We start from the raw sequence: 12,068 nt of genomic DNA on the forward strand, positions 1-12,068 counted from the left end.
CTGGAATCCAAATTTAAACATTAATGCCGTCGAATCTATTCAAAAAATCATTGGATATCGGCGGCAATTTACCCTGCCTCCCCTCTAACTCATTGATAATCCAATGATGGGCCGCCGGTGTCAGTTGCTTATAAAGTGATGCACATAAGCTTCTAGCTTCATTGCCTAGCCATCGGCTGCCGAGTATTTGATCAGGAAAAGAAGGGTCTCTTAGTGCCAGTTTTCGATATTCATGAATCATGAGCGTTCGAGTAATGAATGCCGTTTTGGGATCTTGAAGCTGAGCATGCATCGCAGGGGCATTAAGAGACTGATAGAAATCGACAAAATCAATATAGGCGTCATTCAAAGACTTCAGACCCCAGCCCTGCCAAATAAGATTTCGAAGAGCTTGTTCACTTTCATTCACTACCTGAGATTCGAACAGAACCACTCTATCAGCTAATCCATTTTCTCTCAGGATTGATATGACGTCATCGCGATCGGCTTGAGGAAAGGCTAGTACAGAGTTACTGAGTGAGCCAAAGCCGCTGAGTGATAAATCATCTGAAAGCGACTTTTTCTCATCTGCAGTTAGAGCGGAGATTAGCAATAACGTCCAAACTCCTTGCCACTGAGGGACATTCAGCCGATAGACGCGATTAAACGCTGCACTAAAACGGTACTCACCATCAGGGCTTAGTCGATAAAAGCTTTTGCGTCCCACTTTATGGGATAGGAGCCAGCCCTCTTGTGTCAGGCGAAAAACGGATGTTCGCATCAAACGTTCATTGATACCAAAGGGTTCCAAAAGTCGAATCAGACTTCCGAGCCATACTTCACCACCATGGGCAACAATCGAATCTCCCCAAACACTAATAATAAGAGAAGGCACCCTGAGAGGTGTTTGAGATTGAAAGCGCTGGATGCACAAATCGGCGCATAAGGTTTGTTGCATTAATCTATTTCCAAATAAAGCGATACAAAAATACAGAAAGCATAATTTGAAATGTATCTTTTTTTACGGCATATTTAGATACGTTAACAAAGTATCCAGTACACGGGTACTTAATTTCTGTGCATTAATGAATAACGACAAGAGCACGAGTCTAAGTAATGAATTTAACCGATATCATATATGAGGTGTCTGAGGGTGTAGCTATGATTACACTCAACAGACCAGACACTTTAAACAGTTTTAATGAAGCAATGCATCATTCGCTGCATTTAGCATTGGATTCAGCCGCCAAGGACTCTCAAGTAAGAGCTGTTTATTTAACCGGTGCTGGACGTGCTTTTTGCGCTGGTCAGGATCTCTCTGATGCTATGGTTAAGCCTGCTGAGCCAATGCCAAACCTCGGAAATGTTATCGAGTCCTACTACAATAACACTGTAAAACGTCTCTACCACATGGAAAAACCCGTCGTTTGTGCAGTCAATGGCATCGCAGCAGGCGCAGGTGCCAATATTCCACTGGCGTGTGATTTCGTTATCGCTGCTAAATCCGCTAAGTTTGTTCAAGCCTTTTGTAAGATAGGTCTGATACCCGATTCAGCCGGCACATGGCTATTACCTCGTTTGGTTGGCCTGGCACGTGCGAAGCAACTCGCTATGCTTGGGAACCCTTTAAGCGCCGAACAAGCCGTTGATTGGGGCCTAATATTTAAAGCCGTTGACGACGACCTCCTTCATGAAGAATCGATCGCGTTCGCAAAGCAACTGGCGACACAACCCACACTAGCGCTGGCCAAAACAAAGCAGGCACTGGACCTAAGCTTTAACAATTCCCTTGAGGATCAATTGGACGTTGAACGAGACATACAGACCCGTCTTGGCAATTCAGATGATTATAAAGAGGGTGTTAACGCCTTCATTGAAAAGCGCCAGCCTGACTATAAAGGTTGCTAATTATGAAGGATTCAAGATCTCAAACAGCACAAGAGCTTGCTGAAGCCTGCGCAAAGGAGCTCTATTCCCGTGATACTGCAACCAATCATCTTGAAATGAAGATGAGCAGCGTGTCACCTGGTCAAGCCTCTATGTCGATGTTCGTTAAAGACTTTATGGTACAGGGCCACAATACATGTCATGGTGGTTATCTGTTCACACTGGCTGACTCAGCCTTTGCACTCGCCTGTAATACCTACAATCAGCCCTGCGTTGCGATAGGTTGCAGCATCGACTACGTTGCACCTGGTTTGATGGGTGATCATTTAACTGCAACTGCACAAGAGAGAAGTCGATCAGGGCGTACGGGTAATTATGATGTTGAGATACGTAATCAAGATAATAAATTAATTGCGATTTTTAGAGGCAAATCCTATGCCTTAAAAGGAACTGTTCTTCCGGAAAGTGAGCACTCATAACAAGATTTTAAAAGGAATTAAGCAATGATGGTTGATACCTCTTTCACACCAGATCAACTGGACCCGATGGAACGGGCCAGTATTGATGAGCTTCGCGCCACACAACTAGATCGTTTAAAGAAAAGCGTATCTCACGCTTATGATAATGTCGCTCTATACAAAAAGCGCTTTGATGATAAAGGTATACACCCTTCAGACATCAAAACACTGGATGATTTATCTATTATCCCATTTACCACCAAGAGTGACTTGAGAGACCACTACCCATTTGGGTTGTTTGCAACGCCCATGGATCAGATCGTGCGACTTCATGCTTCAAGTGGCACAACAGGTAATCCAACTGTGGTGGGTTATACTAAAAATGATATCGATCACTGGGCCAATCTCGTAGCACGATCGATTCGTGCGGCAGGAGGAAAACCGGGCGATAAGGTTCATGTATCGTATGGATACGGTCTATTTACGGGTGGTCTAGGCGCCCACTATGGTGCAGAGCGGCTTGGCTGTACTGTCATCCCTATGTCCGGTGGACAGACAGAAAAGCAGGTTCGCTTAATTAGGGATTTCAATCCTGACATCATTATGGTCACACCCTCTTACATGCTCAATATTGCCGATGAGATGGAGAGACAGGGTATCGACCCACATCAATTGAGTCTAAAACTCGGGATATTTGGTGCTGAGCCTTGGACAAATGATCTTCGTCTTTCCATGCAGCGACGTCTTGGCATCACGGCTACCGATATCTACGGTCTCTCAGAGATCATGGGACCAGGTGTAGCACAAGAGTGTGGCGAAACACAGGATGGACCCACAGTATGGGAAGATCACTTCTACCCCGAGATTATTAACCCTGAAACCGGTGAAGTACTGCCCGATGGTGAGCTTGGTGAATTAGTCTTCACAACCCTGAGCAAAGAAGCTTTGCCTATGCTGCGCTATCGAACGCGAGACCTGACAAGGCTTCTTCCGGGTACCGCTCGCCCTATGCGTCGAATCGATAAAATCACCGGCCGTAGTGATGACATGATGATCATTCGCGGTGTAAACGTATTTCCTACTCAAATTGAGGAAGAGGTTTGTAAAGTTCCGCAATTCTCGGAAAATTACGAAATCCACCTGCACCGCGAAGGAAACATGGACAGCATGATGGTTCATATAGAGTTACGTTCAGAGTTTGCTCAACAACCTGAGGAGACAACGGCTCAACAAATCGCGGCATTGAAGCATCATGTAAAATCGTCAGTCGGCATCAGTATCGGTGTTCAACTTCGAGACATAGGGTCCATAGCTCGTTCAGAAGGTAAAGCACAGCGCGTATTTGATGAGAGATAAATGAACACACGCAATATCGTGTGAACTTGAGCCCAAATGCGATACAAAAATTTAAATACTTGTTATTTTTTAGTGTCGCTTTTGATATGATGACTTGAATCATTTAAAGAGAGGTCTGTTATGTACGCACAGATGGTTGAAACCGGTGTTAAAAGTGTCAAATCAACTACAGAGATGTCATCAGAAGAACAGGCATTTCAGGCTCGTATTGACGCGGAAATAAAGATTGAACCTAAGAACTGGATGCCAGAGGCATACCGGAAAACACTGATACGTCAAATTTCACAACATGCGCATTCAGAAATCGTGGGCATGCTGCCTGAGGGTAACTGGGTTACTCGCGCACCCACACTGAAGCGAAAGTTGCAATTGATGGCCAAAATTCAAGATGAAGCCGGGCATGGTCTGTACCTGTACAGTGCTATGGAAACACTGGGCGCTGATCGTGATGAAGAGGTCCAAAAAATGCACGAGGGCAAGGCGAAATACTCCAGTATTTTCAACTACCCTACTTTGAACTGGGCTGATATGGGAACCATTGGTTGGCTTGTCGATGGTGCGGCCATAGTGAACCAAGTACCTTTGCAAAGAACCTCTTATGGACCCTACTCTCGAGCAATGATCCGAGTCTGCAAAGAGGAGAGTTTCCACCAACGCCAGGGCTATGAAATTCTTCTGCACCTTATGCGCGAAGGAAACGACGCTCAAAAGGAGATGGTTCAAGACTCCATTAACCGTTTCTGGTGGCCTGTACTGATGATGTTTGGGCCATCCGATGCTCACTCACCCAATAGCGCCCAATCAATGGCTTGGAAAATCAAACGTCACTCAAATGATGAGCTACGCCAGCGTTTTATCGATCAAACCATTCCACAACTGCAAATTCTAGGCTGTACTGCGCCTGACCCTGATCTGAAATTTAATGAAGAGACCGGACATTGGGAATATGGAGAAATCGATTGGACAGAGTTCTTCGAAGTACTCAAAGGTAACGGCCCTTGTAATAAAGAGCGTGTTGCCCAGCGTAAAAAGGCGATTGATGAAGGCGCTTGGGTTCGTGAAGCTGCTGTTGCTTACGCCAACAAAAAACAACAGCGTAATGCTGCTTAATTTGGAGAACTACTATGGCTGATTGGACCCTATTTGAAGTGTTTATCCGAAGTAAACACGGCCTAAACCATAAGCATGTCGGGAGTGTGCATGCCGCGGATTCTGAGATGGCTATCGAGAACGCGCGCGATCTATATACACGACGCAACGAGGGAGTGAGTATTTGGGTCGTACCATCTGCATCGATAACGGCCACAGCAACGGATGAAAAAGAGGCGTTATTCGATCCATCCGATGACAAAATTTACCGACATGCTGGCTTTTACAAACTGCCTGATGAAGTTGGACACATGTAGAGGCCCCTATGAAACGTTTTGATGATACAACGGAACTTCTGCTTCAACTTGGCGATAGCGCCATGATACAGGCCCAGCGTCTGTGTGAACTTGTTGGAGGAGCACCCGCTCTTGAAGAAGAAGTCGCATTGATGAATGTCGGCCTTGATCTAGTCGGACAAGCGCGTAACTGGTTAGAGTATGCCGCTGAACGTATTGGTGATGGTCGCACAGCCGACGATCTGGTCTTCCTGAGAGACCAAGGCGAGTACAGAAATCTTCTAATTGTTGAACAGCCAAACGGTGACTTTGCGATGACGATGGCTAAGCAGTTTCTATTTGATGCTTGGCACTATCCTCTTCTTGAAAAACTGTGTAGTTCATCTGATGAGAAAATAGCGGGCATCGCGGCTAAGTCCCTTAAAGAGTCTAGTTATCATATCCGTCGTTCGAGTGAATGGATAAAACGACTGGGCGACGGCACTTCTGAAAGCCACGAACGCATGCAATCCGCATTAGACAAAATCTGGCATTTCACATTCGAGCCAGCCAAGCCGTGCGAACTGTTCAAGACATTGGATTCATCTGGTATTGCACCAGGTGTAAATGATCTTTGCAGTGATTGGCACGCGATCATCTCAAAGACATTAACTGAAGCAACACTGATGCAACCTGAGGCTGCTGATAACAACTACCTCAGTGGAGCTAAGGGTCTGCATACAGAAAGCCTTGGTTTTATCTTAGCTGAGATGCAGTTTTTACAACGAGCATACCCGAATGCAAGCTGGTGAGTTGATTGCAACTGATCGACCTGAGCTGACAGAAGAGTCAATTAAGTTAGCTTGGTCAGTTCTGGATGAAGTCATGGATCCGGAAGTACCGGTTGTGAGTCTTACTGACTTGGGTATTGTTCGCGAAATCACACCCGTTGGTGGACTATTACAAGTCGTTTTAACGCCAACCTATTCCGGTTGTCCAGCCACAGAGCACATTGAACAGAGCGCTAAACGAGCCCTTGAAGATTCGGGGTTCAATGCCGTTACTATTGAGCAAAGACTTGCACCCGCTTGGACGACAGACTGGATCACAGAACGCGGTCGCCTCCGTTTAAAAGAGTATGGCATAGCACCGCCCATCGGCAGTGCTGACAAGCCACAACTCGATCAAGCGATTCCTTGTCCAGTTTGTGATAGTAGCAATACGAAAGAGATTACAGAATTTGGTTCCACAGCGTGTAAAGCGCTGTACCAATGTAACGACTGTCTAGAACCATTTGATTACTTCAAATGCATCTAAGCTAGGGAGATAAAATGAGCAACTTCCACCGTTTAAAAATTGCTGATCGCACAGAAGAGACACGCGACTCAGTCTCGTTAGCTTTCGAAGTACCGTGCGAGATTCAGGAACGTTTTCGATTTAATCAAGGTCAATACCTAACATTAAAAGCTAACATCAATAACGAAGAGGTACGCCGCTCTTATTCAATCTGCAGTGGTGTCCATGACAACGAGCTTAGAGTTGCTGTAAAGCGAGTGCCTGACGGTTTGTTCTCCAACTTTGCCAATGATCAGTTGGCAATTGGGGATGAAATTGATGTCATGGAACCCATGGGGCACTTCTATACCGATCTTAATGAAGAGCGCTCAGGTAACTATCTTTTAATGGCAGCAGGCAGTGGTATCACACCTATTCTATCGCAGGTCAAAACCATTTTGAGATCGGAGCCAAAAAGCCGCGTCACACTGATATATGGCAACAGAGCGACGGGTTCCACCATGTTCAAAGATCAATTGGAAGATCTTAAAAACAGTTACATGGGACGTTTAAATCTCATTTTCATCTTCAGTCGCGAACAACAGGACATAGACCTTTATAACGGTCATATCGACGCAGAGAAATGTGAAGCCCTCTTCTCTAAATGGATCGATGTTAAGCAATTAACGGATGTCTTTATTTGTGGTCCTCAATCAATGACAGAAACCGTGAGTGAATCACTTATTAAAGCGGGAGTCGCGAAGCAAAACGTTCATTTTGAGCTCTTCGGAACGACTCAGGGTAGTGAAAAAAGAGCACAGCGAACAGAAGCCGCTGAGCGTGCAACACACCTATCTAGCATTGAAATCATGCGCGATGGGCATGTTAAGCAGTTTGATCTTGCCCAGAACACTCAAAACATCCTAGATGCAGCGAATGAACAAGGTGCAGAGTTGCCCTACTCTTGTAAAGCAGGCGTCTGCTCAACCTGCAAATGCAAGGTGGTTGAGGGTCAGGTTGAGATGGATGTTAGCATCGGGCTTGAAGACTATGAGGTCAAAGAGGGGTTTGTACTCTCCTGCCAATCATACCCAATAAGCGACAAAGTCGTTCTAGATTTCGATCAAATATAAAAAACTATAATCAATAAACGGATTTATCATGTCATCAACACCAATCGTTCAAAGTTTCATCGCAGGCCAATGGATTGGTCAGAATGCTCATCAAACACTCAATAGTGCAATTAATGGTGATGCCGTCTTTTCTACTCACTCTGAAGCAATAGATTTTAGTTCAAGTCTGGACTACGCAAAGACGATTGGTCACAAAAGTCTGTTGGCTCTCGATTTTCAACAACGAGCCACGGTGTTGAGAAACCTAGGCAAATATCTGATGGAGCACAAAGAGTCTCTTTATCAGATTTCTGCTCATACTGGTGCTACAAGAAATGACAGCTGGATCGATATAGAAGGTGGTATTGCAACACTGTTTGCTTATGCAAGCATGGGGCGTAATGAACTCCCCTCTGGCAATACACTTCACGAGGGAGATCCTGTCCAACTGGGTAAGGTCGGACAATTTTTTGGCAGCCACATCCTAGTTCCGAAGCAAGGTGCTGCGGTTCACATCAATGCATTTAACTTTCCTATTTGGGGAATGTTAGAAAAATTCGCCCCCAATTTTCTTGCTGGCGTGCCCGCTATCGTTAAACCTGCCTCGCAAACCTCTTACTTAACCGAGGCGTGCGTGAAGCTGATGCATCAATCTAATCTGCTTCCATTAGGATCTATACAACTGATCATAGGGTCTACAGGTGACCTGTTGGATCGACTTGATTCTCAAGACATCGTAACCTTTACCGGCTCTGCAGACACCGCTCGGATGTTAAAAAGCAATGCGAACATTCTAAATCACTCTATTCCATTCAATGCAGAGGCAGACTCATTAAACTGTGCGATCCTAGCACCTGATGTGACACCAGAGGATGCGGAATTCGAGCTTTTTGTTAAAGAGGTGGCGCGTGAGATGACGGTCAAAGCAGGACAAAAATGTACTGCAATCCGTCGTATCCTAGTCCCAGAGCATCTTATCGAACCGGTTTCAGGTGCATTAACACAGAGACTGGGTAAAACGACTTTAGGTGATCCAACGATTGAAGGTGTTCGAATGGGAGCCCTTGCTTCAATAGATCAGCAGCGTGATGTACAAGAAAAACTAGAGATGTTGATGTCCAGCAGCGACGTGCTTCTTGGTAGAGGTGCAGAGTGCAAACCCTTTGGTGAAGGCACTGAAAAGGGCGCGTTCTTTGAACCTACATTGCTACTAAACACCTCTCCAGACGCAGAGGGAGGGGCTCACGATATTGAACCTTTTGGACCTGTTAGCACACTGATGCCGTACAGAGACGTTGATCACGCTTGCACACTCGCTGCACGCGGCAAAGGCTCTTTGGTGACAACATTAACCACTAAAGACCCTGCCATCGCAGGCGTGGTAGCACCTAAACTGGCTGTATGGCATGGACGCGTTCACATTTTGGACGAACGTTCATCAAAAGAATCTACTGGTCACGGGTCACCGTTACCCATGCTTAAACATGGCGGACCAGGTCGAGCTGGCGGCGGTGAAGAACTAGGCGGAATTCGAGCGGTTAAACACTACATGCAACGTGCTTCTGTTCAAGGATCACCAACGATGCTGATGGCGGTGACAGGCCAATATGTCCGTGGCGCAGACAAAATCGAAAAACCGCTTCATCCATTCCGTTACCATTTCGATGAGCTCGAGATCGGTCAGACTCTATTAACTCACAGAAGAACGGTTACAGAAGCTGATATTGTTAATTTTGGATGCCTCTCAGGCGATCATTTTTACATGCACTTCGATGAGCAAGCGGCCTGTGACTCCATGTTCGAGAAACGCATCGCTCATGGCTATTTTGTGCTTTCAGCGGCCGCTGGCCTATTCGTTGATCCGGGTGTAGGGCCTGTCCTGGCCAACTATGGTTTAGACACACTCAGATTCGTAAACCCTGTTGGTATCGGCGATACCATACAAGCTAGAATCACATGCAAGACGAAAATTGACCAAGGTAAAGTCAACAACAAAGGCGATGCTATCGGTGTTGTCTCTTGGGATGTCGAAGTCGTTAATCAAAACGGTGAGCTTGTCGCAAGCTACGATATCCTGACCCTTGTTCAAAAATCGCAAAAGCCATAATTTTTTGTGAATTAGTTGGAAAAGTGCATAGATTTAGAGACGACACGTGATATGTTGTACACCTAAACAATAAGCTTCGTATCCAAAAACTACAGATAATAAATAGAGTATAGCGTTAATGGATATTCCACAGTTAAAGCACTTCGCATCACTGCGTGTTGAAATTGCTACACCCCAGGAGATAGGTGCAGCACAATTTGGCACGCGCAGAGTGATTCCGATTACAGGTGGCACCGTTCAAGGTAAGGGCTGGAATGGCCGTGTTTTACCTGGTGGTGCTGACTTTCAACGTATCGTTTCACCAAGATTAGCCGAACTGGATGCACGTTATGTGCTTGAGTCGGATGATGGCGAGACCATATTTGTACAGAATCGAGCACTGCGCGCTGCTGATCCAGAAGTAACACAAAAGATCATCGATGGAATCCCCGTCGATCCAAGCGAAGTCTACTTCAAGTGCACCCCTATTTTTGAAACCAGTGCCGAACGCTTTCAGTGGATTACGGAACGTCTGTTTATCGGCACGGGTGTTCGTAAACCTGACTGTGTAGAGATCGATTTTTTTGAGGTCATATGAGTAACGAGACTACCCTTAGCCGCGCGGAGTGGCTAGATCAACACTACCCAGAGCCCGGCCCCTTCAGATGGATCGCTTTTGGCTTAGAAGTCATAGCGGCTTGTGGCCTCTTCTTTTTAATGATGTTGACCGTTGCCGATGTCTTCGGCCGTTACCTCTTCAACAATGGGGTTGATGGTGCTTTTGAGATCACCCAACTAGGTCTTGCCATCATTATCTTCGCCGAAATGCCTGTTGTGACATGGCGTGGAGGACACATTTTAGTGGACCTTTTAGACTCAACACTTGGCCACAAAATCGTGCGTATTCTGGCTATGTTTTCGGCACTGGCGATCTCAACCTCCTTCTACGTTGTCGGTGTACGTATTTGGCAACTGGGTGCACGAAAACTGCGCCGAGGCGAGGTAACAGAATACTTGGAACTACCAGTAGGCTATCTAATTGAGTACATCGCCGTCATGAGTTGGTTCACTGCACTGGGTATGATCACCTATGGCATCTATCGTATATACAAAGAGAAGCATTAAGGATTTATCACGATGACCGCAGTAATTATAGGCTTCGCGCTCCTTATCTTTTTAATTCTAGTCATCCGAATGCCCATCGCCTTTGCGATGGCGATCGTCGGGTTCTTTGGTTTCGCTATTTTACAGGGCCTAACTCTTGATAACCTTTTCGACTTCCGTTGGAAAGCATCACTGACTTTGGCTTCTAACCGTGTCATTGAGACGGCACAGGAGTACTCTCTCTCAGTAGTCCCTCTGTTCATATTAATGGGTAACTTTGTCACTCGCTCAGGCCTGTCTCAAGAGCTATACAACGCCGCTTATACTTTTTTGGGTCATCGTCGCGGCGGTCTCGCCATGTCTACGGTTGTTGCGTGTGGTGGCTTCTCTGCTATTTGTGGCTCCAGCCTAGCAACGTCGGCGACCATGGCCAAGGTTGCACTGCCACCAATGCGTAAGTTTGGTTATGCCGATTCACTTGCAACCGCATCCATTGCAGCGGGCGGTACACTTGGCATTCTGATACCACCGTCAGTCATCCTTGTTATTTACGGCCTACTGACAGAGACCAGTATCCGCGAACTGTTTGCGGCAGGTTTTATACCAGGTCTTTTAGGCGTCATTCTTTACATGTTAGCTGTGCGCTGGGTCGTTATGCGCAATCCTAAATCGGGCCCAGCCGGTGAGAAATTCACCTGGGCAGAACGCATGCAGGCACTGAAAGGCATCTGGGGTGTACTTCTGCTGTTCACGATCGTAATGGGCGGTATCTACTTAGGCGTCTTTACGCCTACCGAAGCAGCCGGTATTGGTGCGGCAGGCGCATTCTTGATCGCCCTACTTCGTGGACAACTCAATCTGGTGAAAACCTACGAAGTACTGTCGGATACCGTTCGAACATCGACCATGCTATTTGCCGTGATCATCGGCGCATTGATCTTCTCTGACTTCATCAACCGTGCCGGTCTACCCGTTTGGCTTCTTGAGTTTGTGCAGTCGCTTGATGTCTCTCCCATGGCCGTCATTATCGTTATTCTTTGCATCTACATTCTTTTGGGAATGGTATTTGAAAGCCTATCAATGCTGCTGCTAACGGTCCCTGTGTTCTACCCGTTGATTGATAGCCTAGGATTCGATCTTGTCTGGTATGGCATCGTGGTGGTTGTAGTGACAGAGATCAGTCTGATTACACCGCCGGTGGGTATGAATGTCTTTGTCCTCAGCGCTGTTCTCAAAGACATTAAAACCGGCACGATCTTTAAAGGCGTAACACCATTCTGGTGTGCCGACATTGTACGCTTAGCACTGATCGTCGCTTTTGTACCGATCACCCTATTCTTGCCGGATCTGCTATATCGTTAACAGTTTCGACTAAGGTGCAGTGGAAGTCATCCCTAAAATAACTTTTACTGTTTTTTTACTATAAAAATAACCATTTAAAATGAGA

13 protein-coding genes are annotated in these 12,068 nt (G+C 46.1%); 12 read left to right on the forward strand and 1 reads right to left on the reverse strand.

What is annotated here, in order from left to right; translation table 11 throughout:
* Positions 1-13 precede the first annotated feature (13 nt).
* The gene (gene paaX, locus XMA152_RS04845; protein WP_173482907.1) at positions 14-937 is read right to left on the reverse strand and encodes a phenylacetic acid degradation operon negative regulatory protein PaaX; all 924 of its coding nucleotides are present in this window, start codon (positions 935-937) and stop codon (positions 14-16) included.
* A 158-nt stretch (positions 938-1,095) separates the two neighbouring features.
* On the opposite strand from paaX, the gene paaG reads away from it, so the two are divergent.
* The 12 genes from paaG (at position 1,096) to XMA152_RS04905 (ending at position 11,983) form a co-directional block, all read left to right on the forward strand.
* Positions 1,096-1,887 carry a 2-(1,2-epoxy-1,2-dihydrophenyl)acetyl-CoA isomerase PaaG gene (gene paaG / locus XMA152_RS04850; RefSeq protein ID WP_173482908.1) on the forward strand — a complete coding sequence of 264 codons (792 nt, stop codon included), beginning with the start codon at positions 1,096-1,098 and terminating at the stop codon, positions 1,885-1,887.
* A 2-nt stretch (positions 1,888-1,889) separates the two neighbouring features.
* Positions 1,890-2,345 (forward strand): hydroxyphenylacetyl-CoA thioesterase PaaI, encoded by a 456-nt coding sequence (gene paaI, locus XMA152_RS04855; protein ID WP_173480345.1) that lies wholly within the window; start codon positions 1,890-1,892, stop codon positions 2,343-2,345.
* Positions 2,346-2,372: 27 nt separating this feature from the next.
* Entirely contained in the window at positions 2,373-3,680 is a 1,308-nt protein-coding gene (gene paaK, locus XMA152_RS04860; protein ID WP_217362003.1) for a phenylacetate--CoA ligase PaaK, read from the forward strand.
* 120 nt (positions 3,681-3,800) lie between these two features.
* Complete coding sequence (paaA, locus tag XMA152_RS04865) at positions 3,801-4,790, forward strand: 1,2-phenylacetyl-CoA epoxidase subunit PaaA (RefSeq protein WP_173480343.1); 990 nt, start codon at positions 3,801-3,803, stop codon at positions 4,788-4,790.
* A 14-nt stretch (positions 4,791-4,804) separates the two neighbouring features.
* Positions 4,805-5,086 carry a 1,2-phenylacetyl-CoA epoxidase subunit PaaB gene (gene paaB, locus XMA152_RS04870; protein WP_173480342.1) on the forward strand — a complete coding sequence of 94 codons (282 nt, stop codon included), beginning with the start codon at positions 4,805-4,807 and terminating at the stop codon, positions 5,084-5,086.
* An 8-nt stretch (positions 5,087-5,094) separates the two neighbouring features.
* The gene (gene paaC, locus XMA152_RS04875) at positions 5,095-5,856 is read left to right on the forward strand and encodes a 1,2-phenylacetyl-CoA epoxidase subunit PaaC (RefSeq protein WP_173482910.1); all 762 of its coding nucleotides are present in this window, start codon (positions 5,095-5,097) and stop codon (positions 5,854-5,856) included.
* The gene (paaD, locus tag XMA152_RS04880) at positions 5,843-6,361 is read left to right on the forward strand and encodes a 1,2-phenylacetyl-CoA epoxidase subunit PaaD (RefSeq protein ID WP_173482911.1); all 519 of its coding nucleotides are present in this window, start codon (positions 5,843-5,845) and stop codon (positions 6,359-6,361) included. Before paaC ends, paaD begins: the two co-directional genes overlap by 14 nt.
* Before the next feature lie 14 nt (positions 6,362-6,375).
* The gene (gene paaE, locus XMA152_RS04885) at positions 6,376-7,452 is read left to right on the forward strand and encodes a 1,2-phenylacetyl-CoA epoxidase subunit PaaE (RefSeq protein WP_173482912.1); all 1,077 of its coding nucleotides are present in this window, start codon (positions 6,376-6,378) and stop codon (positions 7,450-7,452) included.
* Between the two features lie 28 nt (positions 7,453-7,480).
* Complete coding sequence (paaZ, locus tag XMA152_RS04890) at positions 7,481-9,538, forward strand: phenylacetic acid degradation bifunctional protein PaaZ (RefSeq protein WP_173482913.1); 2,058 nt, start codon at positions 7,481-7,483, stop codon at positions 9,536-9,538.
* A 118-nt stretch (positions 9,539-9,656) separates the two neighbouring features.
* Positions 9,657-10,115 (forward strand): DUF3237 domain-containing protein, encoded by a 459-nt coding sequence (locus XMA152_RS04895; RefSeq protein WP_173482914.1) that lies wholly within the window; start codon positions 9,657-9,659, stop codon positions 10,113-10,115.
* Positions 10,112-10,642 (forward strand): TRAP transporter small permease, encoded by a 531-nt coding sequence (locus XMA152_RS04900; RefSeq protein ID WP_173480336.1) that lies wholly within the window; start codon positions 10,112-10,114, stop codon positions 10,640-10,642. The genes XMA152_RS04895 and XMA152_RS04900 overlap by 4 nt, the downstream gene beginning before the upstream one ends.
* Before the next feature lie 12 nt (positions 10,643-10,654).
* The gene (locus XMA152_RS04905; protein ID WP_173480335.1) at positions 10,655-11,983 is read left to right on the forward strand and encodes a TRAP transporter large permease; all 1,329 of its coding nucleotides are present in this window, start codon (positions 10,655-10,657) and stop codon (positions 11,981-11,983) included.
* Positions 11,984-12,068 lie beyond the last annotated feature (85 nt).

Source organism: Marinobacterium sp. xm-a-152, from assembly GCF_013282965.1.
Taxonomy (GTDB): Bacteria; Pseudomonadota; Gammaproteobacteria; order Pseudomonadales; family Balneatricaceae; genus Marinobacterium_E.